This is a genomic window from Pseudomonas sp. GW823-FHT02C05 (assembly GCF_058797595.1).
The window spans coordinates 268,782-293,794 of the sequence record NZ_JBXAJU010000003.1 but is presented as its reverse complement, the minus strand read 5'-3'; the positions used below and the strand labels follow the sequence as shown (position 1 = coordinate 293,794).

Below are 25,013 nucleotides of genomic sequence, written 5' to 3'. Positions count from 1 at the left end.
CTGCAGGAGAAGCCGGTTTGCGGGGCATCAGCCGACCTGGCTGTCGCCCTTGCCCTTGACTTCAGCAAAGTCTTCTTCACGCAGGGCAGGCAAGTCCTTGGCGCAGTAGTCACTGCCCAGATCCTTCAGCGCGCCACACATCCCCTCCAGACGACCATCGACCGCTTGCAGGTGATCAAGCAACTGACCAATGGCCCGCGCCACGGGGTCAGGCATGTCTTCGCTGACGCCATAGGCATCGAAGCCGAGCTTTTCCGCCATGGCCTTGCGCTTGGCTTCCTGCTCATCATTGGATTTCATGATGATCCGCCCCGGGATCCCCACTACGGTCGCACCGGCCGGCACCGCCTTGGTCACCACGGCATTGGAACCGACCTTGGCCCCGGCCCCGACCGTGAACGGCCCCAGCACCTTGGCGCCAGCCCCCACCACTACACCATCTTCCAGGGTCGGGTGGCGCTTGCCTTTATTCCAACTGGTGCCACCCAGGGTCACCCCCTGGTAAAGCGTGACGTCATCACCGATCTCGGCGGTTTCGCCAATGACGATGCCCATTCCATGGTCAATAAAGAAGCGACGACCGACCTTGGCCCCCGGATGAATCTCGATCCCGGTCAGCCAGCGCCCGAAGTTCGAGACCAGCCGCGCCAGCCACTTCCAGCCCATCCCCCACAAGGCGCCGGACAGGCGATGGATCCAGATCGCATGCATCCCCGGGTAGCAGGTCAGCACCTCAAAGGCGTTGCGCGCAGCCGGGTCACGATGGAAAACACTTTGGATATCTTCACGCAGACGTTCGAACATCACTGATCCTTCCGCTTCTGTAGCTCCCCACGAGCCGCTTTCTGGGTTTCCGTGAGGATGCCTCGCAATATATTCATTTCCGCCCGACTGACCGAGCTGCGACCGTACAACCGACGCAAGCGCGCCATCAAGTGTCGAGGTTTCTCCGGATCGAGGAAGTCGATGGCCACCAGGGTTTGCTGCAGGTGCTCGTAGAACCTCTCCAGCTCATCCATGGTTGCCAACTCATCACTGCGCGGCGACGCCACCTCATCCTTCTCAACCTTGCTCGGCTGGCCCTGGGCTGCCAACCAGGACATGCGCACTTCATAGGTCAGCACTTGCACCGCCGTGGCCAGGTTCAACGAGCTGAACTCCGGATCCGACGGGATATGCACATGGAAATGACATCGCTGCAATTCGTCATTGGTCAGGCCGGAATCTTCACGACCGAACACCAGAGCGATCTGCGCCCCCTGCCCGGCCTCCTCCACGACCTTGAGGCCCGACTCGCGGGGATCCAGCAGCGGCCAGGGAATGCGCCGATCACGAGCGCTGGTGCCGAACACCAGGGTGCAACCCGCCAGAGCATCCTCCAGCGTCGCCACCACCTGGGCATTTTCGAGAATATCGGTGGCACCAGAAGCCCGCGCATCCGCCTCATGGGACGGAAATACCCGCGGCTCCACCAGCACCAGCCGCGACAAGCCCATGTTCTTCATGGCACGCGCAGCCCCGCCGATATTGCCCGGATGACTGGTATTGACCAGGACGACACGAATGTTCTGCAGCAAGGGAGGCGCTCTCGGACACGGGAAGGGGGAGCAAATATTACAGAACAGGCTGCACCACCGCCTCAAAAATAACCATCTGCCAATTCCGCTGCCTTATTGAGAGCCCGCGACAGGAGCGGCCAATACCCGCTGAGGAAATGCGCCACACAGCGGATCAATGCAATCAAAGCGAACGCCGACCTTCATCTGCAAAAGTTTTCTGCTAGAATGCTCGGCTTTCTTTAACAACCTTAGGTGACCTATCCATGCAGCCAATGCTGAATATCGCGCTGCGCGCCGCCCGCAGCGCCAGTGAATTGATTTTCCGCTCCATCGAGCGCCTGGATACCATCAAGGTCGACGAAAAAGACGCCAAAGACTACGTATCCGAAGTTGATCGCGCTGCCGAGCAGAAGATCATCGACGCGCTGCGCAAAGCCTACCCGACCCACGCCATCCTCGGCGAAGAAACCGGCCTGCACGCCGGCAGCGGCGAAGGCGAAGACTACCTGTGGATCATCGACCCGCTGGACGGCACCACCAACTTCCTGCGCGGCATCCCGCACTTTGCCGTGAGCATCGCCTGCAAATACCGTGGCCGCCTGGAACACGCCGTGGTTCTGGACCCGGTTCGCCAGGAAGAATTCACCGCCAGCCGTGGCCGCGGTGCCCAGCTGAACGGTCGCCGCCTGCGCGTCAGCGGCCGCACCAGCCTGGACGGCGCCCTGCTGGGCACCGGCTTCCCCTTCCGTGACGACCAGATGGACAACCTGGACAACTACCTGGGCATGTTCCGCGCCCTGGTTGGCCAGACTGCAGGCATCCGTCGCGCTGGCGCAGCAAGCCTGGACCTGGCCTACGTCGCCGCCGGTCGCTTTGACGCCTTCTGGGAATCGGGCCTGTCCGAATGGGACATGGCAGCAGGCGCCCTGTTGATCCAGGAGGCCGGCGGCCTGGTGAGTGACTTCACCGGCGGTCACGACTTCCTGGAAAAAGGCCACGTCGTGGCCGGCAACACCAAATGCTTCAAGGCAGTTCTGACCGCAATCCAGCCGCACCTGCCGGCTTCGCTGAAGCGCTAAGCACCAGCGACAAAAAAAGCACCCCAAGGGGTGCTTTTTTTATGCCCGCAGATCCCGTAGGAGCCAGCTTGCTGGCGAATGGGACCTTGAGATCGCCTTCGCCGGCAAACAGCTGCTGCAGCTGAGGGTTACTGGCCGGGCTGATTCTGGTTCTGACCGAGAATCAGGCGCCCTTCTTTATCCACCGGAATCTGGTTGCCCGGATCCCGATCCATACGCACCTGGCCCTGCTTGCCACCCAGGTCGTACTTCACGTCATAACCAACGATCTTGTCACTGATGTCATTGACCGTGTTACAGCGAGTCTGCGTGGTGGTGTAGGTATCACGCTCCTGCATGCCTTCCTGCACCTTGTTCCCCGCATAGCCCCCACCAACAGCACCGGCAACCGTGGCGAGCTTCTTGCCATTGCCATTACCGATCATGCTGCCCAACAGGCCACCGCCCACTGCGCCAGCCACGGTGCCCAGGATCTGATGCTCATCCTTGACCGGGCGCTGCCGGGTCACGGCGACGTCCTTGCAGACCTCCCGCGGGGTCTTGATCTGTTGCTTGACCGGCTGAACGGCCAGCACTTGCGCATACTCAGGGCCGCTTTTAACCAGGCTGTAGGTGGCAACAGCACCCCCGGCGGTGACACCGACAGCACCCAATACCGCACCAACCAGCAACGACTTGTTCACGTGAACCTCCTGACCATACATGCGGGTCAAAAGCCCGCGCTTCTCCCAGCCTTGGAGCAAAAAAAAAGGCGCGAGTTCAACACTCGCGCCTTTTTAACTGACAGCCGGAACAGGTCAGACTATCAAGGACGGTCGTCCACTTCCCTCTCGGTGTTGGCCGGAGGAATCAGGTCTTCACTGTTCAGGTTCAACCAGATGAGCACCACGTTGGCGATGTAGATCGACGAATAGGTACCCGCCAGAACGCCGACAAACAACGCGATCGAGAAACCGTGCAGGTTGTCCCCACCGAAGAACAGCAGAGCCACGATCGCCAGCAAAGTGGAGATCGAAGTGGCCATGGTGCGCAGCAGGGTCTGGGTGGTCGAGATGTTGATATTCTCGATCAGGCTGGCCTTGCGCAACACGCGGAAGTTCTCACGCACCCGGTCGAACACCACGATGGTGTCGTTGAGCGAGTAACCGATGATCGCCAGCACCGCCGCCAGCACCGTCAGGTCGAAGGTGATCTGGAAGAACGACAGGATGCCCACGGTCACGATCACGTCGTGGATCAGCGAAACGATGGCACCGACCGCGAACTTCCACTGGAAGCGGAACGCCAGGTAGATGAGGATGCCGCCCAGCGCCATGAGCATGCCGAGCCCCCCCTGGTCACGCAGCTCTTCACCCACTTGCGGGCCCACGAACTCGACGCGCTTGACCTGCGCCGGGTTGTCACTGCCAGCCTTCTGCAGTGCTTCGGCCACCTGGTGGCCCAACTGCGGATCTTCACCCGGCATCCGCACCAGCAGGTCGGTGGTCGCACCGAAGCTCTGTACGATGGCTTCGTGATAACCGGCGTCGTTCAGTTGCGAACGCACCTTCATCACGTCCGCCGGACGCTCGTAGGTCAGCTCGATGAGCGTACCGCCGGTGAAGTCCAGACCGTAGTTCAACCCCTTGTGGAACCAGCTGAACAACGCCAGAACGGTGAGGAGCACAGTGACGCCGAACGCAACGTTGCGCACGCCCATAAAGTTGATAGTACGTAACATGGCAGCCCCTTAAATCCACAACTTCTTGAAGTCACGACCGCCGAAGATCAGGTTGACCATCGCACGGGTCAGCCAGATGGCCGTGAACATCGAGGTAAAGATCCCGAGGGACATGGTTACCGCAAAGCCCTTGACCGGGCCGGTGCCCATGGCAAACAGGATGCCGCCCACCAGCAAGGTGGTGAGGTTGGCATCGAGAATCGCGGTAAATGCCCGGCCGAAGCCTTCGTTGATTGCCCGCTGCACGGTCATGCCGGCGGCGATCTCTTCACGTATCCGCGAGAAGATCAGCACGTTGGCGTCCACCGCCATGCCCATGGTCAGCACGATACCGGCGATACCCGGCAGGGTCAGCGTAGCCCCCAGCAGGGACATCAGGGCCAGCAGCAACACCATGTTCAAGGCCAGCGCCACAGTGGCGATCACCCCGAAGAAGCGGTAGATGGCGATGATGAACAGCGACACGAACAGCATGCCCCACAGCGACGCATCGATACCCTTGGTGATGTTGTCAGCACCCAGGCTCGGACCGATTGTGCGCTCTTCAGCGAAGTACATCGGCGCCGCCAGACCACCGGCACGCAACAGCAGCGCCAGCTCGGAGGATTCGCCCTGACCATTGAGGCCAGTGATACGGAATTGACTGCCCAGCGGCGACTGGATGGTCGCCAGGCTGATGATCTTCTTCTCTTCCTTGAACGCCTGGACCGGCACGTCCTTCTCGACGCCGTCGACCACCTGCTTGGTATAGGTGGTGATCGGCTTCTGCTCGATGAAGATCACCGCCATGCTGCGGCCGACGTTGCTGCGGGTCGAACGGTTCATCAGCTCGCCACCGTGGCCATCAAGCTTGATGTTCACCTGTGGACGGCCATGCTCGTCGTAACCGGCCTGGGCATCGGTCACCTGGTCACCGGTGATGATCAGGCCACGCTCGATCTGCGCTGGAGGACGATTGCCCTCACGGAATTCGAAGGACTCGGAAGTCGCCTTGGAAGCACCCGGCTCGGCGGCCAGACGGAACTCCAGGTTGGCGGTCTTGCCCAGGATCCGCTTGGCTTCAGCGGTGTCCTGCACGCCCGGCAGCTCAACCACGATACGGTTGGCACCCTGGCGCTGAACCAGAGGCTCGGCCACACCCAGCTCATTGACCCGGTTACGTACGGTGGTCAAGTTCTGCTTGATGGAGTATTCGCGGATTTCCGCCAGCTTGGCCGGGGTCATCGCCAGACGCAGCACCGGTTGGCCATTGAGGTCGGCCGGTACGATATCGAAATCATTGAAGTTCTTGCGGATCAGCGAACGGGCCTGCTCACGGCTGTCTTCATCGCTGAAGCCCAGCTGGATGGCGCCATTGAGCTGCGGCAGGCTGCGATAGCGCAGGCGCTCTTTGCGCAGCAGGCTCTTGACATCGCCTTCGTAGACTTTCAGGCGGGCGTCGAGGGCTTTGTCCATGTCCACTTCCAGCAGGAAGTGCACACCACCGGACAAGTCCAGACCCAGTTTCATCGGGTGCGCACCGAGGTTGCGCAGCCATTGCGGAGTGGTTTGCGCCAGGTTCAACGCCACCACATAGTCATCGCCCAGCGCCTTGCGCACTACATCCTTGGCCGGAAGCTGGTCTTCCTTGTTGGTCAAGCGCAGCAGGCCACCCTTGCCGTTGGCGGCAATGGAAGAAGCCTTGACGTTGATGCCGGCGTCGGTGAGCGCTTTGCTCGCACGATCCAGATCCGCCTGAGTGACCTGCAACGCGGTACTCGCGCCGCTGACCTGAATGGCCGGATCATCAGGGTATAGATTGGGAGCGGAATAAATAAAACCGATCGCCAGCACCGCCAGGATCAGTAGGTACTTCCACAGAGGATATTTGTTCAGCATCACGCCGCCCGTTTATGACGCGGGGCGCCTTGCGCGCCCCGTCGATTGGTAAAAGATGAAACTTAGATCGCTTTCAGCGTGCCTTTTGGCAGCGTGGCAGCGATCGCGCCCTTCTGGAACTTCAGTTCAACGGAGTCCGACACTTCCAGAACCACGAAGTCATCGGTCACTTTGTTGATCTTGCCGGCAATACCGCCGGTGGTCACAACTTCGTCGCCTTTCTGCAGGCTACCCAGCAGGTTCTTCTGCTCTTTGGCGCGCTTGGCCTGTGGGCGCCAGATCATCAGATAGAAGATGACCAGGAAGCCGACCAGGAAAATCCACTCGAAACCAGTGCCAGCAGGACCGGCAGCGGCAGGTGCAGCGGCGTCCGCATACGCGGCAGGGATCAAAAAGCTCATTTAACACTCCGATAATTTCAGAATTAGTGTCTTAACGTCTTTAGAACTTATTCTAAAGGCGGCACGGGTAACCCGCGTTTGGCATAGAAGGAATCGACAAAGGCGGCCAATGTACCTTGTTGAATAGCCTCGCGCAAACCAGCCATAAGACGCTGGTAATGGCGCAAATTATGGATGGTATTGAGCATACTCCCGAGCATTTCCCCACACTTGTCCAAGTGGTGCAGATAAGCACGGGAGAAGTTCTGGCAGGTGTAGCAATCACAAGTTGGGTCCAGCGGCGAATCATCATGGCGATGGAACGCGTTACGGATCTTCAGCACGCCTGTATCGATGAACAGATGCCCATTGCGGGCATTGCGGGTTGGCATCACGCAATCGAACATGTCCACACCGCGGCGCACACCCTCAACCAGATCTTCCGGCTTGCCAACTCCCATAAGGTAACGAGGTTTGTCGGCTGGCATCTGGCCTGGCAGGTAGTCCAGGACCTTGATCATTTCATGCTTGGGCTCGCCCACCGACAGGCCACCAATGGCCAGGCCGTCGAAGCCGATCTTGTCCAGGCCTTCCAGGGAGCGCATGCGCAGGTCCTGGTGCATGCCGCCCTGGACGATACCGAACAGCGCCGCGGTGTTGTCGCCGTGGGCATTCTTCGAGCGCTGGGCCCAGCGCAGGGACAGCTCCATGGAGATTCGTGCCACGTCTTCATCAGCCGGGTACGGCGTGCATTCATCGAAGATCATCACGATGTCCGAACCCAGGTCGCGCTGCACTTGCATCGACTCTTCCGGGCCCATGAACACCTTGGCGCCGTCCACCGGCGAGGCGAAGGTCACGCCCTCTTCCTTGATCTTGCGCATGGCCCCCAGGCTGAACACCTGGAAGCCACCGGAGTCGGTCAGAATCGGGCCTTTCCACTGCATGAAATCATGCAGGTCACCGTGGGCCTTGATCACTTCCGTACCCGGGCGCAGCCACAGGTGGAAGGTGTTGCCGAGGATGATTTCGGCGCCGGTAGCGACGATATCCCGCGGCAGCATGCCCTTGACCGTGCCATAGGTGCCCACCGGCATGAAGGCCGGGGTTTCCACCGTGCCGCGGGGGAAGGTCAGGCGACCGCGACGAGCCTTGCCATCAGTGGCCAGGAGCTCGAAGGACATACGACAAGTGCGACTCATACAGTTTCCTCGGGGGCCAGATCCTTGGGAGCGGTCGGCGCGGGATTACGGGTGATGAACATCGCATCACCGTAGCTGAAAAAGCGGTATCCATTTTCCACCGCGGCGCGATAGGCGGCCATGGTTTCGGGATAGCCGGCGAACGCCGAAACCAGCATCAACAGCGTGGATTCCGGCAGATGGAAGTTGGTCACCAGGGCATCGACCACATGGAACGGCCGGCCCGGGTAGATAAAGATGTCGGTGTCGCCACTGAACGGCTTGAGCACGCCATCGCGCGCGGCGCTTTCCAGGGAGCGCACGCTGGTGGTGCCCACTGCCACCACCCGGCCACCGCGAGCCCGGCACGCAGCAACTGCATCCACCACGTCCTGGCCGACTTCCAGCCACTCATGGTGCATATGGTGATCTTCGATGCGCTCGACCCTCACCGGCTGGAAGGTACCAGCCCCCACGTGCAAGGTGACGAACGCGGTCTCCACGCCCTTGGCGGCAATGGCCTCCAGCAGCGGCTGGTCGAAATGCAGCCCTGCGGTCGGTGCCGCCACCGCGCCCAGGCGCTGGGCGTACACGGTCTGGTAACGCTCGCGATCGGCGCCTTCATCCGGACGGTCTATATAAGGAGGCAACGGCATGTGCCCGACCCGGTCCAGCAGCGGCAGCACTTCTTCGGCAAAGCCCAGCTCGAAGAGCGTGTCATGGCGCGCCAGCATCTCGGCTTCGCCACCGCCGTCGATGAGGATCTTCGACCCAGGCTTGGGCGACTTGCTGGAGCGCACATGGGCCAGAACACGGTGGCTGTCCAGCACCCGCTCGACGAGGATTTCCAGCTTGCCGCCGGAAGCCTTCTGACCGAACAGACGTGCCGGAATCACCCGGGTATTGTTGAACACCATCAGATCGCCCGGGCGCAAATGCTCAAGCAAATCAGTGAATTGACGGTGGGCCAAGGCGCCGGTTGGCCCATCCAGGGTCAACAGGCGGCTGCCGCGACGCTCGGCCAGTGGATGGCGGGCGATCAGCGAATCAGGAAGCTCGAAGGTAAAGTCAGCAACGCGCATGATGGGGTTCGTCTAGCAGGGCCGGAAAGTTTAGCGGAATAAGTAAAAATTGACCATGAAAGCCGATTGACCAACGGTAAGCGCCTCTCTATACTTCGCCGCCATTGAGCCCTGATGGCGGAATTGGTAGACGCGGCGGATTCAAAATCCGTTTTCGCAAGAAGTGGGAGTTCGAGTCTCCCTCGGGGCACCATATAGCAGTATCTGAAAGTCTCCATAAGGCTCTCAGCACCAGGAAAACCGGCCACTTGAGCCGGTTTTTTTGTGTCTGGCTATCTACCCCTATCTCCCCTTATCCGTTGTATCCCTGTATCCCCGCTTGTATCCTGAGAAAAATACCGAACTTTGGGATACAAGGATGAAGCGCGCAGATATCAAGCGCCGCCCTCTCGCAGACACGACACTTACAGGGCTAGAACCTGAAGCAAAGGAGTATCGCGAGCTGGACGGAAACGGCCTGTACTTCAGGGTCAAGCCTGATGGTGGTAAATCCTGGCAGCTCCGTTACAAACGCCCTGCGGGCAATTGGGCCTGGATGGGGCTAGGGGGTTACCCCGAGGTGAGCGGTGCATTGGCCCGGGAAAAATGTGCCGAACTGCGCAAGACCATAAGCAGCGGAATTGATCCCCTTGAGCAAAAGCGATCTGCCAAGGCCGCCATAGATGCAGCCAAGACACGAACCTTCAGAGCTGCTGCTGACGCCTGGCTAAAGGCAAAAGAAGAAAAGGGACTGGCTCCCTCAACGCTCAACAAAATCCGCACCTACCTCGACAAGGACATTCTCCCGGCATTGGGGGACAAACCGCTCGACGAAATCACCCGTACCGATTGCGCCGAACTCCAAGCATCCATCGAAGCCCGAGATGCCCACAACGTAGCGGAAAAGTGCCGCACCTGGATCAACCAGATATTTGGGCGGGCTATCGGGTTAGGGCTCACCGAGAACGACCCGGGAAGCCGGCTTCGGGATATAGCTGCCCAAGCGCCAAAAACTCAACAGCACCCGCACCTATTAGAACCTGAGCTAGGCGAGTTCCTCACCGCACTTAAAAACACCCCCAGCAGACTAACGGCACGAACAGCAGCATGGCTTTGCATCTGGACAGCCTCACGTCCGGGCATGGTTCGCCTGGCTGAATGGAAAGAGTTCGACCTCGATAAGGCCACTTGGACGACACCTGCGGCAAAGATGAAGATGCGCCGGGATTTCGTCTGCCCTCTCCCCCATCAAGCCATAAGCGCCCTTAAGGAACTCCATTGCCTGACTGGCCGCAGTCGTTGGCTGTTCCCCGGAGTGGGCGCCAAGAACCCGACCATCAGTGAAAACACGATCAACAAAGTCTTCGCTACCATCGGGTATAAAGGCCGCCTTGTGGGTCACGGTACCCGGCACACAGCAAGCACGCTGCTGCGAGAACATGGTTGGCCCAAGGAGCACGTTGAGGCACAACTGGCCCACAAGGAGGAAGGAATCTCAGGGGTCTACAACAAGGCTCAGTATCTCGAACAGCGCATAACAATGATGCAGTGGTACGCCGATCACTTGGACGCCCTAGAGCAGGGGAACGTGATTCAAGGTCAATTCGGTAAAGCACTATGAGGGGGAGTTCTCCACACTCTGTTAAAACAGGGGTTACGCGTGTTACCGGTGTAACGAACAGCACTAACCAGTTGATAATAAACAATATTTTTAAAGTTACACGCGAATCAAAATTCGAGCAGATCCAGTGTAACGGAGCTAAATCGTGTAACAACGATAACTCCCCTTCCCTGCTGCTGGCAGCCGCTAAGCACTATTTGTGCCGCTGGTACAGCACACCGAACCTGGGGCGACGGGGTGATCTAAGTGGACATTGAGCAAGGTATCGAGACAGGGGAACTGGAAATTGCAGGACTCGACGTAGAGTGCCTGGTTTTCGACCAACACGACGTCGAAACAGCCGTTCGCAATCTAGTACTGTTTCCGCAATTCAACGAATACTTCAGAGACGCCTTCGACCTGATCAACACAGCTACATCGTTCTGGCTCGAAGGCGAGTCATATGCTTCATGCGCAGTGACGGTGACCAGAGCTACTTATCGACTACGTGATGTCATCTATGAGCATGCCAGCTATGAAGCAGCAAGCTCATTGCCGAGTGTAATTCGACGACTGCTCGAGCTACGCCATCCCGTAACAGACTCACAACTTGTTGCGACCTTTGCCCTAATTCTTGGCACCCAAGCCGTGGAAACACTCGCAAACTGGTTGTTCGATATTGAGCTTGCGACCTACGACATTGATGCAGATCTGATAGAACAGCTGAGACATGACTCTCCACGCCAATATCTCGCCTTAGCTGAAAAGGAACGAGACCGCCGTAGCGGTAACGAAATCAGAGCCCGAGAAGAATTCGCTACGTTGTTAGGAGAGGCGAATCAGGCACTATTGATGGCGAATCTATATCGCCAAGTTGAGCAGATAGACGTAGAAAAAAATGGCTTCAACCCATCAAGCCTAATGCATCAAGTTCTTAACAACGCCTTTTCTGAAAAAGCAACAAGGCGAGGTCGGGAAGCCGGTAAAGGAAACAGCAACCCCAGTTCAAAAATACAATTAGATGCCATGCAGAGACGGGCAAAAATCAAAGCTGCCGCCGAACAAATCATCAATGGGCGAATGATTGAAAAGCGCCGACTGACCGATGCTGAATTGACCAAGCTGCTCTTCAAGCAGGGGATTCATGGCACCGAAAAGACCATTCGAGAACACCTAACCGCCCTAGGCCTTAGACCACTGAAATAAAAAAGGGAGCGGACACAGTCCACTCCCTCTCCCCCGCGTAGCGTATGACCCGTTGTCTCAATTAACAAAGGGTTAGATCGCTATGACTACCGTTTCAAAAGCCATCTCCTCGCATGATCCCTCCACGACCCTCATCCGTATGCCTGAGGTCATTTCAATCGTAGGGCTCGCACGCCCGACGATCTACAAGCTGATGCGCCAACCTGAAAGCGGATTTCCCTTACCGGTAAAGCTAAGTAACAGCAATGCCCGAAGTGCTCCGGTCGCTTGGGTACTGGGAGAGGTTCAGGCATGGACGCGAGCGCGCATCGCAGCACGCGATCAGGTGGCCGCATGAAAAAGCGCATAGCCCACCGAGCCGTCCTGCAGCCCTTCTCCGTACTTCGAAAAATCGGCTTTTCGTCGCGATGCATGCAACGCCTGGAGCGCTACCGAACCGAGCAGGCCAGACGAAACCACGTAGTGGCCGTGATGAGTTGGGCTGACGGCACCTGGTGCGCGCTCGCGTTGCCCAGCATGCCCCCTCACGCCGTCATCGTCGATGAAGGCCAGCAGATCGATGCCTACGAAGACGCACGCTCCTGCATCGAGGGCGACTTCCTTCCTCTGCTTTCCCTGCGCTGGGAAGTTCATGCCTGAAATGAAAACGCCCCCGGGGGCTATCCGGAGGCGTTGAGGTAAATCTACATGCACGAACAATTTATGCCGCACCTGAACAATCTGCAAGCCATCACCGCAGTTGCACTTTCAAAAATCGAGAGCTACCCTTTGACCTTCGCTGCAAATTCAGCGAACGGGTTTGGCGACCCGGATAGAAAAGGCGCACAGGCGCCCCCATTACGATTGCAGGCGCTTTTTTTGTGCCCGCATGTCCGTTTTATGGTGGCTGTGCGTGGGAGACCTTCGGGTCTGCCGGGTTCCTTTTCCCCGGTTCGCCAACCTGCGCACAGCTGCCACCCTAATTCGTTTGGCGACGATCAGTGGCAGCTCCTACTCAGAAAAGGAGCTACACCCATGCACGCCCTCAATCCGTCCAAAATTCGCGCCGCTGCCCACAGGGCAATGGCTCTCGCCGCGTTACACGCCAACTCCAGCCTCGCTACACGCCTTTCTCGCTACAACACCCACATGGCCAAGGCTCGTGCCCTGGAAAGCGCAGGGGGTGCCCAATGAGCACTCAGCGCAGCCTTGCCCTGCCCGAAGACCTGCTGTGCGTCAGCAATGACGTTGAAGCCGGTATCCCTATCGACGCAATCACCTGCGCTATTGACCGTGCAGACTCCGTACTTACGCTGCTCGAAGATCACTTCGAAGGTGATCAGTCACGCCTCTCCAATCACGTTATCGCCTCGGTTATTTGGGACGTTCGCGGCACCCTGGGCCTGATCAAAACACTCACCCTGCATGGTGATGCTTCTTCTGTTCCTCTGGACCAGAAAGGCGGTGCGCTATGAGCATTCAAACCACCTTGGGCCGGGCATCTTTTTTCGGCAGCACCAACGGCCAATGCCTGTTTCGAGTCAATGCAGGAGTGTCGATTGAGGACGCGCTCGAAACGATTTCACTCCTTCAGCACTACAGCAACCAGCTCACTCTTGACGCGGCCATGAGCGATAAAGGCGAGCGTTATAGCTGGTGTGCGCTCTATCTCGGCGAGATGGCCAAGGCGCTCCTCGACGATGTGAACGACTCACTCTTCGTGTCGAGGGCCGAGCCATGACCCAACGCACCAGCAACGCCTCAAAACGGCCCAGCTTTGCCGACGTGAAAAGCGCCGCTCTCAAGAACATTGACCGCGTGCTGGCCCACTGGCTACCCAACGGCAAACGCGTAGACGGAGGCAAGGAATACAACGCACCGAACCCCACGCGCACCGACAAACGCGCAGGCTCACTCAAGGTCAACCTGAGCAAAGGTACCTGGGCGGACTTTGCCACCGGCGACAAGGGCGGCGACCTGATTGACCTGGTGCGCTACCTCGACGGCGGCACAGATGTGGAAGCCTGCAACAAGCTTGCGGATCTACTGAGCGTTTCTGCTGGAACAGCGCAAGCCAAACCCACACCGGCCAAATGCAAGTCGCCCGAGTGGATCGCCATCCAGCCGATCCCAGCAGAGGCCATGAGCAAGTGCCCGGCCAAACACCGCCAACACGGCGCACCGTCCAAGGTATGGATCTACCGCGACGCTCAAGGTCAGCCGGTCATGGCGCTGTATCGGTTCGACCTGGGCCCGGACGAAGACGGTGAGCCGAGAAAGGTCTTTGCCCCGCTGACCTGGTGCAAACGCTCCGATGGCCAAACAACGCAATGGCGCTGGCAGGGCCTGCCTGAACCACGCCCCTTGCTGCGCCTGGATGAATTGGCCCAGCGTATCGACGCCCCGGTGGTGCTGTGTGAAGGCGAGAAGGCCGCAGACGCCGCCGCTGAGTTGATGCCTGAGTACGTGGCCACCTGCTGGCCGAACGGTTCGAACTCCTGGCACAAGGCCGACCTGTTGCCGCTCAAAGGGCGGTCGGTGCTGCTCTGGCCGGACAACGATGCCAGCGGTAAAGCGTGCATGGACGCCATCGAGCCGAAGCTGCTTGAACTGGGCGCGGAGTCAGTACAGCGAGTGTCACTTGAGGTGTTCAAGCGCAAGCCCACCACCAAGGACGGCAATCCCTCATTCGCTAAAGGCGGCAAGTGGCTAGAAGGCGACGACGCTGCCGACGCACTGACCAAGGGCTGGACCGCGGACCACGTTGCCGAGCTGGTGCGCAGCGGTGAGTTTTTCGTGAACACGGCGGACGAAAAAACAGAGGAGCCCATCAAGACAAAGACAGCGACCAAGCGCCCGGCGAAATCGAAAAATGACCTGATGCCCAGTGGCTTTCGCCTGACGCCCGAAGGGGTGTTTTATGCCGGTGATGATGGTGAGGCACGCCCGGTGTGCTCGCCCCTGGAAATCATCGCTCGCACCCGTGACGAGAAGGGCCATAACTGGGGCCTGCTGGTCGAGTTCGACGATCCAGACGGCGCCAAGAAGCGCTGGAACATTCCGGCCAGGACCATGACCGGCGACTTCGGTAAAGACGTTCTAGGCCCCTTGGTGGACATGGGCTTACGTCTCGCCGGAAGCCGCTCGGGACGTAACGCACGCAACGACTTGCAGAGCTACCTCGGCGGCTTTGACAGCGCACAGCGGGCCCGTCTGGTGACGCGACTGGGCTGGCACGGCAACGCCTTCCTTTTGCCCGAACAACAGATTGGATCGCACGAAGAACACCTGCACTTCTACGAGGCCGGTGCCCAGCTCCCGCCGATCAGCGAGGCGGGCTCCCTGGAGCAATGGCAGCAGCAGATCGGAGCCCTGTGCGTTGGCAATCACCGCTTAGCGTTTGTCGTTAGCGTGGCCTTTGCGGGCCCTCTGCTGAACTTGCTGGGCCATGAGTCGGGCGGCTTCCACTTCTACGGTGACAGCTCGGGCGGCAAAACCACCCACTTGCAGGTAGCCGCCTCGGTTTATGGCGGGCCGCGCCTGGTGCGTTCGTGGCGCTCTACAGACAACGCTCTGGAGTCCATCGCCGCCGCGCACTCAGACGGGCTTCTGGTGCTGGATGAAATTGGCATGTGCGATGCCCGCATCATTGGCGAGACGGTTTACATGCTCGGCAACGGCACCGGTAAAGCCCGGGCCAATGATCGAGGACAAGCGGGTCGACAGGTGCAGGAGTGGCGCTTGCTATTTCTCTCGACCGGCGAGAAGACATTGGCGCAACACATGGCCGAGGCCAACAAGGAGCTGGAAGCTGGCATGGAGGTCCGCATGCTCGCGGTCCCAGCGGACGCAAGCAAAGGCCTCGGCATGTTTGATGCGCTGAACGGTTTTGAGGATGCCGCCGCCCTCTCCGATGCGCTCAAGGCTCGCGTAGCCAAGTTCTACGGCACACCCCTCACCGCCTTCCTGAAGGCCCTGAGTGAGCCCGGCGAGATGCTGAGATGGTCGGTGATCGTTCGCCGCACTCTGGAGCAATTCATCACCCAAAACCTACCCGCTACAGCCAGCGGTCAAGCTCAACGTGCAGCCCTGCGCTTCGGCCTCGCCGCTGCGGCGGGCGAGCTGGCGACGGCCTTTGGTGTCACCAGCTGGCCAGATGGCACCGCCACGACTGCCGCCCGGGTTTGCTTGCATGGGTGGCTGGCTGAGCGAGGTGGCGCGGGCAACCTGGAGGCCGATGCCATCGTGGCCCGACTGCGCCAGGTGATCGAGCGCTTTGGAGAAAGCCGGTTCACGCGATGGGAGTCCACTGCCGCCAAGATCGATGAACACGGCCCCCGCACCATCGACCGCCTGGGTTTTCGCAAGACCATGGAACACGGCATGGGCGACACCATGCATACCACCAACACTTATTACGTGCTGACCGAGGCCTGGCGCTCGGAGATATTCCGGGGCATGAACCTTACCGCAGTAAACAAGGAACTCTTGCAACGCGGTGTGCTGGAGCCGAGCAGCGACGGCAAGGCATCGAGTCTGGTGCGATTGCCCGGCTTAGGCCAACAGCGCTGCTACATCGTGAAGGCAATTCCGGGAACGGATAACAGCGAGGCTCGGGCTGCCTGAGGGCATCTCAGCTAATCGAGGTAACGCCGGCTCACTCCCGGCCTCGCCAGCCAAATCAACGTAATCAAAACTCATCACGGACCATAAACATGAAAATGAATGAATTGAAACAGCAACGAGCCGCTCTGGTCGCTGAGCGCGAAACCATCGAAAACAGTCTTACTGTTCTGGAGGCCGAATGGCGCAACGCCCCCAGCAACTACAGCCCGAACGGCAACATGATAGGAAGCCCTGAGGGGCGTGAAGCTATGGAGCGACTATCATCTGCCAACAGCCGCTTACGAGACATCCCATCCGAAATTGAACGTATCGATAAAAAGATCGCGTACTTAGAACGCATGGAGCAGGTTGACGAGATCAAATCGCAGTCGATCCAAACCATGTCCGAAACTGCTGCTGAGGTCGAAGCGTTAGAACGGACACAGTCGCACTTGAATGAGCGCCTTCTGACGATTCAGACGGATGCGGAGCAATCCCTGGAAAAAGCGCAGCAAGCAGAAAGAGACGCTGCGAGTCTGTATGCCAGAAGTCTCGCCAGTGGCGACAGCGAAGGCGAGAAAGCTGCCAACGGTGAAATTCAGAAGGCGGCCAAGCAACTCGCAACCACAGATGAGCACGTTAGAAGGCAGGAGCTCATCCTCGTGGCTTTACAGGCGGAACTTGACTCCCTTGAAACGCAAATCTCAAACGCCAAGCAGCGAGCAGACGAAGCCAAAAATGCGGCCCTGAGGGCTGTAGGGCTTACGTTAGACGAAGAGTGGAATGCCGTTACAGATCAACTCATAGCTATAGGCGCACGGATACTTGCCGTCAGCTATCAGAAAGGTGGGATCGGGGATGCTCTATCCAGACTCGACGTACCACGGTTCGGTCCGTTTCATTCAAGCCTTGCTCATTCCGATCTGGCATCTGCCGCACGTGAAATTTCTTTAGCCGATCTACTCGCAGCCTAACCCAAAACAGCCCGCATTCGCGGGCTGTTTTATATTCGGTTGCAAGGTATCGCAACAGGCACTTAATCTTCGGGGGCCTTCCATGGGTGGACAGCGATTGATGGAAGTTCCTGATGCTCCGTCAACGTTAAACTCACATCGATCCAGTCATAAAATGCAGGCGCGGCGAATAGCCCAAGAGAGCCTTTTGGTGCGTTCGGTTGCATATCCCCATTATTATGATGAGCCTTTGCGCGAGACAAAAGCGGAGTCGCATCGGGAAACTTCCGCCACAGGTCACCAAGATTTGTCTCATCAAGCGTGTCTTTGGATCGCCCAACCGCCTTCCAGAATTCACCCTCGTCTTGCGGACGCTTTTTGCTTTTTTCTTTTGAAGCAAGAACGCTTTCGGGTAGGGAAATGGAAAGAACTTTAAGTAAATTTGATTGCGTACGTTCCCAGTCAATAGACTCGACCAAAGGCAAATAAGCTACAAGCTGAAGTGGAGACGGCATCGTCTGAGCACGAGGTTTACCTTCGAGCATATTATGCGGATCCACGTCTGCAATCACCAATGCTTGATCATTCTTACTTAAAGCATCATCTCTATTGTTGTAATAAATCCCCTTAGACCATCCGTGATAAGGAGTTATCTTGGCAAGATAACCCATTGTAGTCTCTTCAGACTTCCAACTTCCCTGCCCGATAAAACAGCTCCCACCTACGAGAGTTTTACCATCTATACTATTGCAGAATACCGTTGTTGTACCCGCAGCCAAGAATCCGGACTGTCCAGCGAACCAATAGTCGGCAGAACGCGATGTGGCTGCAGGTACCGCGAGAATTGATCTTCGTGCCTCAGCCCCATTACCAGTGATCGAGAGTTTCTCGGACAATGCCTTAAGATCGCTAAAAACCTCATCAATTTCCGCTGGCCGGCCAAATCTACGCCACATTGCCTTAAGGTCCTCCCCCATTTGAATGTAATTAGCCGGACTGGAGACCAAGAAAGCCTCAGAGCATATTAATTCCAAAAGATACTTGAGAGGGAGCTTCGCCTCTGTGAATAGATGAGTAATAACATCGGCCGACGGCTCGAATCCGATAACACTTTCTAGTTTGCTTGCGAGTTCCCCTGAATTAAATAAGGGCTTCAACGGCAAAGCAGAAGGTCGAAAAAATTCTTCTAATGCGATAGAGCGATATTTTTTATTTCTCGAGAACTCAAGAACATGCCCCCGCTGTAACGCATCATAGTCTTTATCGGAACCCAATTTTTTCTTCCGCAGGGAAGCAAGAAACACTTTCGACGCCGATTTAGGCAAAGGCCAGAGCAACGTCAGTGGAGCAGACAAGTGATTTTCATCAGACTTATCACATATATTCATGTACGTCCCAGCCAAAACCGAAACACCTTTATTTATGATATACGTTTTCAACCACTCAACTGTCTCACGTCTTACGGAGTATTCAGGAAGAACAAGCAAGTCCACCCCGAAATTTTGACATGTATCCACGACACGTTTCAGAATCGAGCGACGGCGGTGTTCTGACCAACTAGGCAGAGATTCTAATTTTGTCCACATATGTGCGGTATCGTGCCTTTCTGCGGCATTCAGCAATCGCCCATATTTCGAGTCAGCATTAACCTTTAGATTCAAGGAGATACCCTCATTGACCTTTGAACCAAAAGGCCAATGCGTCGGGCAAGCCTCGACGAAAGGGTGCTGATACGTCAAATCAAAGTCAGCCTGAAGCAATGCAATACGAACCAGCCCTCTGGGCTTGCAAGCTTCACCGCGCCGAGTCCACTGCTCTGCCTGCTGTTTTCTAAATGCATTAGCGTCGCGGCCCAGACCGTGCTCAACCACGTTTCCCACAGGAATATCAGTATTGCAGGAAGGTGAATTTTTAAATTCTAATAAAGCATCCTCAACTAAACCACCTACCGCACCTTCCTCATCACCATGAACACTATTAGTTGACATGGAAGCTCGTGGCAAGGGAAAAACAGACGGCGAATTGATCCCGACAGCCCCAGTTATGGAATCTGTGTGAAATTCATAATCCTCCTCCCTTATCGCTGGTACTAAGCCACTTCCATTTTCTTCCTCTACCACTTCAACCTGGAGAGAAGTATCAATACCTGGCTTAATAATAGCGATCGAAGCAAATGGCTCACCAAGCGCGGAGACAGATAAAAGTTTGCCACTCTCACGATCAAAAATTTCTGACCAAACTCGCAAAAATCGCCCATCATGAGTTACTTCTTCAATATGCTTAGAGAACCGGGGAAACTGGGAGATCATCCACGAAGTGACATCCCTGACTCCGTTTCTTGAATCGGTGAAGCGCTTTGTCTGAGGATTATAACCATAAGACTTCTCGACTACTGTTATTGACTCAAAACCAAGCTCTTCATCTATCCTTCTAACCAGCAACACAACAGACTCTAGCAACTCCAGATTGAGCAACCCCAAACAATTATCACTCAACATTTCAAATGGCCACTCGAGAAAAGAGTCAGCCTCGTTATCATGATAGTCAATTGAAGCAAGTGCCTTAGCAATTATCCCTAATTGCTCACATAGGGAGTCAGATAGCCGCTCTAAATTATCTTGAACCAATCGATGTCCAAGATGCTGTACTAACCTACGACATTGTTCAATCAATAAGACCTTGCTGTTTGATTGGATTGCATTGTCTGAGGCTGATTTTTCCTCCAAGAGATGAGGCGGAGCTGAAGGAATACCCCAAGCCTCTGGAAAATCAAAATTCTCATACCGTTCAAATGCCCCATGGCTTCGTAGAGAAGCAATCAGCCCTTCAAAAGCCACGTTTATACCTGTGCTGATAACACCTGCACGCAATGCCTTCCATGATGGAATTTCAGAGACCGAGGACTCCATTGAAACAGAAAACAGCCGTTTAGAAAAACACAGTAAACCAAAGAGATCACGCCTTACACCGGTACCCCCTTCATCACTTACTGCAAGCACTTGACTAACTGATAGAGGTAGGCGCCCTAGAACTTTGTTTGTTAACAGTACCAAAAATGACGCGGCATCACTGCTTTTCCAACTCTCGCGAAATGCCAGGTACATGCCTGCCGACTCAGCTTCCGAGGCGAGGACATAAAGAATCGGATCTAGAGAGTCTTCTAGTTGCTCTGGAAATGTTTCTAACAAGCGCAGAGAGCGATTGACAGTGGCAGGCAATAAACCATCATCACTTCTTCTTTTGCTTATTTGGGAGTCAGCATACGCTCCTCGAAGTTTACGAAGTTGCGCTCGAAGAACGTATCGAGCAGGGTTTGTTAGTGCTACAGCGTCAAGTGCAACATCCGATTCAGCATCGCCAAATTTGGAGACATCGTCATAAAGGCCCAGATAATCTGAAATCGCAACGCCGACCCTCCAAAGACTTGCTTCATAGATAGGTACTTCAGCCGTCCGCAAAGCTCTTCCGCCATCACGTACAAAAGCTCTGTTACCGAGCTCATCTCGTGATACTCCCTCTGCGATTAGATAATACATCTGCTTATTGAGATCAGTTGCAATGTAGGGCCACGCAGGAACCAGTTCTTTGCCCTCATTATTCTCCGAATAGGAAATGACCACTTGTGCAACTGATCTGAACAATTTCGCAGCAAGCTTTAAAGTCTCGGTGGACACGTTGATGTTTACTGGTAGGACCCGCTCGCGCAGATTAATATAATCTTCCGCTGGCAAATCGCTCCGAAGCCGAGTCAGAGAGCCAGCTAGCGGTACAGACATCCACTCAGTATTCAGTAACCGGACTACGCTACCATTATCTGCACCGATAAAGGCCGGAGCGGCAGCCACAGCAGAAAAATCGAGAGCCTCGATTGCATCTACTAATACCGTTCCATCTTCGCTTGCACTGCTTCCTAGACATGACAAAAGACGGTACGTTTTAATACCTGGCAAAGGTGGAAGTATTAGCCGATTCACGACATTAGTTTTTGTGGTGTTCCATATGAGGTGATTACGTCGACTCAAGCACACTGGCAGCTGCTCTTTCGAAACAATGCTAACAATGGTTTGCAAAGCAATATTTATCGCCGCCGATTGACTTCCATCATTTAAAAACTTTGAACGAATATCGTCTCCCGGTAGTAATGCAATAAACACATCGGCGGCGAAACCTGAAATTGTGCCCTTCCGCACATGATCTTCAGTTGGGGCGACAAAAGGAGTTAGTGGATCTTCTGCTGATTGGTCTGCATCTGAAAGCAATGCTACTGCTTCATGCATCCACTCAAATGGTTGCCAGACTTGTACCAGTTTAGATCGTTCTACGTGTAGATGTGCTTCTGAGTTTTTATGCCGCCCCAGAAGCCGCGCTGCTTTCCAGCGCACAAGCTCCAAACGCACATCAAGTTGATGCTGAGGACCTGGTGTTGAATTAAACACATAGGCTTCGAATGCCGTGCTTAAGACTAGATCAGCAAGCCATGCAATACGACGTCGTCTTAGTGCGTTCTCTTCAGCGGAAAGTTCCGCAATATCGCGAGCCTGCTTGTCAATTAAATGTTCGAGGCCTTCGAGCGCGAACAAAACGGGTGATTCCCACTCATTTTCCTCAGGTCGAAGGCTCCAAGCTGCATCGTGCACGCAGTGATCCCAAGTTTCTATATATTGAGAAAAAACCTCAGCAGCCTCAATACTCCCAAGTTGCTCTACAGCAATTGAGTACCAAATTAATCTTGCAGCCTTGGGTAGCTCTGATGCACGAAGGTCTGGTGCCTGAAACGCAGTTTTAACAGTTTGCAAGAGTGTTGATTTAGATGCCTTGTATAGTTCTACGTTATGCAGTAAATGCAAAGCTGACTGACGATCAGTTGCTGGTGCCGCAGACCAGAAATCCCAACCTGACTCACCATCACCGACTAACGGTGGCTCCCATGCTGGTCCATAGGCAGCAAGAGCTCTTCCTTGATTAATATATGTAGCAAAATCCTCGGCGCTCATCGCCGGAATTTCGTCAGCCTTCGCAAGGAGCGTCAGTTCAAGCTTACGGGCACACCGATCAACAGCCTCCCTCAAGTGAGCCAAAGTCTCCGGATCATCTGCGAGTAGCACGATATCATCCACATATCGAGCATAACCAACGCGCTTGGAATCAACATTTAGCGCGGACATGAAGCGATAAGCTTCTTCATCGATTGGAAACAAAGCTACTGAACCAATCCAGGCAGATAATACTGGCCCCTGTGGAATCCCCATTAAAGGATTAGTCTCTTCACTAAGCCCCGTATCAGGCCTTGCGTAATTTACACCAAATAGATGCTCGTCAAGCCTATCAAGAACAAAAGCTGCTTTGGCAGGAGCATTTGGGTTTTGCGTATCAAATTTAAGTAGCTCTGCGAACTCTGGAGTATTATCAGAGACCGATGATATTGCAGATTGAAGCGGTGCTAGCAATCGATCGCGAACGACATATCGCCGAAGACGATCATAATACCTTTTTACATCTAACCTTATTGAGTAAACATATCCAATATCTGTGGCCTGCTTGGTTAAGGAGGCCATAAAATCACGCCAACACTCAGCGTACGGACGATACATCCCTTGATCTGTTGCAGGCTGACGCCCTTCAAGTACATCCATGTCGATCTGATAGGCAAAACTGAGAGTCTGCGAAGTTAATGCTTCGCCATTTCCGTCACCTTTGATATCGAAGCCCGTAGTAACTGTTCTGCGACTCTCTCGATAGTAGCGTACCGCAGGTATTCTCCTGCTAAACGGGAAATCAGTAAAACCTTCATGATCCCAACGCTCAGTAAGAATCTCGTTTAGTAGATACTGTTGAACAATCAAGTCCTCAGGGAGAGGCATAATCTTCAACCTAAACTCTGAACCACCGAAAGACCGAGGCACCCAGACTGCGTTATAAGTACCGATTGGCCCACTGGCTCGTATGTTTTTCAAGCGATCCGTCAACAATGTATTGAACGCTGTAGCGGCAATATCTAAACGTTCCCAACGCGGTTCATCACACGGAAGTTCACCTCGTCTCGACCCCATGTATGCAAGTATGCGAGAGTGGTTAAGACGTGCGCCTGCATTGTTTAGAAAATCATCAGAATACGACTTATTAATTTCAGAGGCAGACTCACTAATGAAGCTCAGCCACTCTGCAAAAACAGGAATGTTATTTGATGAGTCAGTGTGTGAAAGCGACCGCAGAAGATACTCCTTGGAATCAGACCCTATCGATTTTTCGATCTGACTAAACGCTTGACTGAAGGCCCTAAATCTACGAGTCCGCGGCGCTGCACCCCATACATCTTCATCTAAAATATCCTCAGCAGTAGTACTAAAGGAGTATGCGAGAATGGAAAGATGGGGCGGATATGTTGCGCTCTGTAATAAAATTTTCGCTGACTCTCCGGAGCAAAGTTCAAGATAGTCGTTTGGATCTTTTCTGCTTTCACTACTGACGCCAATTTCTTTAAGCTGGAGATCCGTCGGCCATAGGAAGGCACACTCGACTGGAGCATTCATGAGTTTCAAGCACGCATCTGCCGCGCCCCGCAAGCCGGCCTCATCCCTATCGAAACTAACAACAACAGTTAAAGTCGTAGCCTTTGGTAGGGACTCACTTAAAGCTTGAAGAAGCCTGACCTGAGGCTCGCTAATTGAGCTTCCCATGATTGCAACAGCAGGAAACCCGAGACTTTCAAACCGAAGTGCATCAAGAAATCCCTCACACAAATAAACGACTATGTTCTTATTACCTTTCTTCGCCTCACTTCTCACAAGCTTGAAGGCGAAGTCTGCTCGATATAGCACGGTTGACTTAGGAAATTCACGCGTGAATTGGTACTTCGGCACTGTTGATCCAGCAGCACTTCTCGAAGCTCGGCCCGCCAATCCTAGCAACTGACCTTTTTCATCATGGATTGGAAATATTACTCGGTCCGCTATAAAAAAGTCACTATACCTATTTATTGACTCACTACCGGAATTCAACGGCAGGTGCATCTCTGCAGTTACTCCTGGAATCAACTTCCGGATGAGAAACGCATCCTCTAAGTCGCCAGTGTATTCGCGCCTGACAGATCGGTTGGTTTCTGTCTCAAGCGCTCGGGATAAAAAATTACGTGGCGCGTACACAAAACCGGCGCGCTTTATAACAGTAGCATCAAGTCGACGCTCATTGATCCAAGCATCTAGTGCAGCATGATCTGATCCCTTTTTGTATAAATTGTATCCAAACTGAAGCGCTGAAAGATCAACAGCAGGGGCAGTGCTATTTCTCTCAATTAATTTATTTCGCCCCCCACTACGGGCAATCGACGTGCTAGGGGAAAGCCATTCGACTGCATCTTTGAAACCAAGATTCAGCTTTTCCTTAACTAGATCAATGGCGTCCCCATGCGCTCCGCAAGAAAAGCAATAGAAATGCTGCCTACCGCTATCTCGTCTAGCGTCTATTAATAGAGAGGGTGTTTTATCATCATGAAAAGGGCATAGAGCTTTGAATTGATTCACAGCCGTTTTCTTAAGCGTCATGCCTAGACGATTGGCTATATCTTCAATAGAGACATTCTGAAGCAGTTTTTCGTAGTCAATCCTAGGCAATTTTTCTTCCCTTCTTAAAATTATCCACAGCAAAGTATGTAATGAAGCTATCGAACTTTGACATACCTACACGGGAGAATCCTCCCGCTTCCAGCGTAGTATTCTTGACGTCTTATCTCATCGTTCTTCACCGCGTCGTTTTCGGCGTGTGTCGGCATAAATCGGAAGAAGATACCGCCTGCTATCGGCGCCGCATCACAAC

The 25,013-nt window shown here is 55.0% G+C and carries 19 protein-coding genes and 1 tRNA gene; 11 read left to right on the top strand and 9 right to left on the bottom strand.

The window, feature by feature from the left end; translation table 11 throughout:
• Positions 1-27: 27 nt before the first annotated feature.
• On the bottom strand, positions 28-804 hold the full coding sequence (gene cysE / locus AC1RGE_RS17660) for a serine O-acetyltransferase (RefSeq protein WP_011063218.1): 777 nt from the start codon (positions 802-804) through the stop codon (positions 28-30).
• Complete coding sequence (trmJ, locus tag AC1RGE_RS17655) at positions 804-1,577, bottom strand: tRNA (cytosine(32)/uridine(32)-2'-O)-methyltransferase TrmJ (RefSeq protein ID WP_019094261.1); 774 nt, start codon at positions 1,575-1,577, stop codon at positions 804-806. The genes cysE and trmJ overlap by 1 nt, the downstream gene beginning before the upstream one ends.
• A 245-nt stretch (positions 1,578-1,822) precedes the next feature.
• Between trmJ and suhB the strand changes: the two genes are divergently transcribed.
• Positions 1,823-2,638 carry a type III secretion system regulator SuhB gene (gene suhB, locus AC1RGE_RS17650; protein WP_011063220.1) on the top strand — a complete coding sequence of 272 codons (816 nt, stop codon included), beginning with the start codon at positions 1,823-1,825 and terminating at the stop codon, positions 2,636-2,638.
• 128 nt (positions 2,639-2,766) lie between these two features.
• On the opposite strand, the gene AC1RGE_RS17645 is transcribed toward suhB, so the two are convergent.
• The 6 genes from AC1RGE_RS17645 to queA all read right to left on the bottom strand — a co-directional run bounded on the left by AC1RGE_RS17645 (position 2,767) and on the right by queA (position 8,879).
• Complete coding sequence (locus tag AC1RGE_RS17645) at positions 2,767-3,321, bottom strand: glycine zipper 2TM domain-containing protein (RefSeq protein WP_011063221.1); 555 nt, start codon at positions 3,319-3,321, stop codon at positions 2,767-2,769.
• 122 nt (positions 3,322-3,443) lie between these two features.
• A complete protein-coding gene (secF, locus tag AC1RGE_RS17640; RefSeq protein WP_492584755.1) occupies positions 3,444-4,358 on the bottom strand; it encodes a protein translocase subunit SecF in 915 nt (304 codons plus the stop codon).
• A 9-nt stretch (positions 4,359-4,367) separates the two neighbouring features.
• A complete protein-coding gene (gene secD, locus AC1RGE_RS17635; RefSeq protein ID WP_492584753.1) occupies positions 4,368-6,236 on the bottom strand; it encodes a protein translocase subunit SecD in 1,869 nt (622 codons plus the stop codon).
• Between the two features lie 62 nt (positions 6,237-6,298).
• On the bottom strand, positions 6,299-6,637 hold the full coding sequence (gene yajC / locus AC1RGE_RS17630; protein WP_011063224.1) for a preprotein translocase subunit YajC: 339 nt from the start codon (positions 6,635-6,637) through the stop codon (positions 6,299-6,301).
• Positions 6,638-6,684: 47 nt separating this feature from the next.
• On the bottom strand, positions 6,685-7,800 hold the full coding sequence (gene tgt / locus AC1RGE_RS17625; protein WP_162470478.1) for a tRNA guanosine(34) transglycosylase Tgt: 1,116 nt from the start codon (positions 7,798-7,800) through the stop codon (positions 6,685-6,687).
• Positions 7,801-7,814: 14 nt separating this feature from the next.
• On the bottom strand, positions 7,815-8,879 hold the full coding sequence (gene queA / locus AC1RGE_RS17620) for a tRNA preQ1(34) S-adenosylmethionine ribosyltransferase-isomerase QueA (protein ID WP_011063226.1): 1,065 nt from the start codon (positions 8,877-8,879) through the stop codon (positions 7,815-7,817).
• 108 nt (positions 8,880-8,987) lie between these two features.
• Here queA and AC1RGE_RS17615 point away from each other — a divergent pair.
• From AC1RGE_RS17615 to AC1RGE_RS17570, 10 genes are all read left to right on the top strand, one after another.
• A tRNA-Leu gene (locus tag AC1RGE_RS17615) sits at positions 8,988-9,072 on the top strand.
• A 165-nt stretch (positions 9,073-9,237) separates the two neighbouring features.
• Positions 9,238-10,479: a tyrosine-type recombinase/integrase gene (locus AC1RGE_RS17610; protein WP_492584751.1), complete on the top strand. Its 1,242-nt coding sequence runs from the start codon at positions 9,238-9,240 to the stop codon at positions 10,477-10,479.
• A gap of 246 nt (positions 10,480-10,725) precedes the next feature.
• Entirely contained in the window at positions 10,726-11,664 is a 939-nt protein-coding gene (locus tag AC1RGE_RS17605; protein WP_492584749.1) for a hypothetical protein, read from the top strand.
• Between the two features lie 82 nt (positions 11,665-11,746).
• Complete coding sequence (locus tag AC1RGE_RS17600; RefSeq protein ID WP_073698973.1) at positions 11,747-12,001, top strand: helix-turn-helix transcriptional regulator; 255 nt, start codon at positions 11,747-11,749, stop codon at positions 11,999-12,001.
• The gene (locus tag AC1RGE_RS17595) at positions 11,998-12,303 is read left to right on the top strand and encodes a hypothetical protein (protein ID WP_492584748.1); all 306 of its coding nucleotides are present in this window, start codon (positions 11,998-12,000) and stop codon (positions 12,301-12,303) included. The genes AC1RGE_RS17600 and AC1RGE_RS17595 overlap by 4 nt, the downstream gene beginning before the upstream one ends.
• 48 nt (positions 12,304-12,351) lie before the next feature.
• Positions 12,352-12,837 (top strand): hypothetical protein, encoded by a 486-nt coding sequence (locus AC1RGE_RS17590; RefSeq protein ID WP_492584975.1) that lies wholly within the window; start codon positions 12,352-12,354, stop codon positions 12,835-12,837.
• Complete coding sequence (locus tag AC1RGE_RS17585) at positions 12,834-13,118, top strand: hypothetical protein (RefSeq protein WP_194237135.1); 285 nt, start codon at positions 12,834-12,836, stop codon at positions 13,116-13,118. Before AC1RGE_RS17590 ends, AC1RGE_RS17585 begins: the two co-directional genes overlap by 4 nt.
• A complete protein-coding gene (locus AC1RGE_RS17580) occupies positions 13,115-13,384 on the top strand; it encodes a DUF3077 domain-containing protein (protein ID WP_414159538.1) in 270 nt (89 codons plus the stop codon). The genes AC1RGE_RS17585 and AC1RGE_RS17580 overlap by 4 nt, the downstream gene beginning before the upstream one ends.
• Positions 13,381-16,269, top strand: a complete 2,889-nt coding sequence (locus tag AC1RGE_RS17575; protein WP_492584746.1) for a DUF927 domain-containing protein — start codon at positions 13,381-13,383, stop codon at positions 16,267-16,269. Before AC1RGE_RS17580 ends, AC1RGE_RS17575 begins: the two co-directional genes overlap by 4 nt.
• An 89-nt stretch (positions 16,270-16,358) precedes the next feature.
• Positions 16,359-17,222 carry a coiled-coil domain-containing protein gene (locus AC1RGE_RS17570; protein ID WP_239690406.1) on the top strand — a complete coding sequence of 288 codons (864 nt, stop codon included), beginning with the start codon at positions 16,359-16,361 and terminating at the stop codon, positions 17,220-17,222.
• A 62-nt stretch (positions 17,223-17,284) separates the two neighbouring features.
• On the opposite strand, the gene AC1RGE_RS17565 is transcribed toward AC1RGE_RS17570, so the two are convergent.
• The gene (locus AC1RGE_RS17565; protein WP_492584744.1) at positions 17,285-24,811 is read right to left on the bottom strand and encodes a CHC2 zinc finger domain-containing protein; all 7,527 of its coding nucleotides are present in this window, start codon (positions 24,809-24,811) and stop codon (positions 17,285-17,287) included.
• Positions 24,812-25,013: the final 202 nt, after the last annotated feature.

Bases quoted from the DNA above. Each gene is read 5' to 3' on its own strand.
- cysE (WP_011063218.1), bottom strand. From the start codon at position 804: ATGTTCGAACGTCTGCGTGAAGATATCCAAAGTGTTTTCCATCGTGAC.
- suhB (WP_011063220.1), top strand. From the start codon at position 1,823: ATGCAGCCAATGCTGAATATCGCGCTGCGCGCCGCCCGCAGCGCCAGT.
- secF (WP_492584755.1), bottom strand. From the start codon at position 4,358: ATGTTACGTACTATCAACTTTATGGGCGTGCGCAACGTTGCGTTCGGC.
- secD (WP_492584753.1), bottom strand. From the start codon at position 6,236: ATGCTGAACAAATATCCTCTGTGGAAGTACCTACTGATCCTGGCGGTG.
- yajC (WP_011063224.1), bottom strand. From the start codon at position 6,637: ATGAGCTTTTTGATCCCTGCCGCGTATGCGGACGCCGCTGCACCTGCC.
- tgt (WP_162470478.1), bottom strand. From the start codon at position 7,800: ATGTCCTTCGAGCTCCTGGCCACTGATGGCAAGGCTCGTCGCGGTCGC.
- queA (WP_011063226.1), bottom strand. From the start codon at position 8,879: ATGCGCGTTGCTGACTTTACCTTCGAGCTTCCTGATTCGCTGATCGCC.
- AC1RGE_RS17610 (WP_492584751.1), top strand. From the start codon at position 9,238: ATGAAGCGCGCAGATATCAAGCGCCGCCCTCTCGCAGACACGACACTT.
- AC1RGE_RS17600 (WP_073698973.1), top strand. From the start codon at position 11,747: ATGACTACCGTTTCAAAAGCCATCTCCTCGCATGATCCCTCCACGACC.
- AC1RGE_RS17595 (WP_492584748.1), top strand. From the start codon at position 11,998: ATGAAAAAGCGCATAGCCCACCGAGCCGTCCTGCAGCCCTTCTCCGTA.
- AC1RGE_RS17590 (WP_492584975.1), top strand. From the start codon at position 12,352: ATGCACGAACAATTTATGCCGCACCTGAACAATCTGCAAGCCATCACC.
- AC1RGE_RS17585 (WP_194237135.1), top strand. From the start codon at position 12,834: ATGAGCACTCAGCGCAGCCTTGCCCTGCCCGAAGACCTGCTGTGCGTC.
- AC1RGE_RS17580 (WP_414159538.1), top strand. From the start codon at position 13,115: ATGAGCATTCAAACCACCTTGGGCCGGGCATCTTTTTTCGGCAGCACC.
- AC1RGE_RS17575 (WP_492584746.1), top strand. From the start codon at position 13,381: ATGACCCAACGCACCAGCAACGCCTCAAAACGGCCCAGCTTTGCCGAC.
- AC1RGE_RS17570 (WP_239690406.1), top strand. From the start codon at position 16,359: ATGAAAATGAATGAATTGAAACAGCAACGAGCCGCTCTGGTCGCTGAG.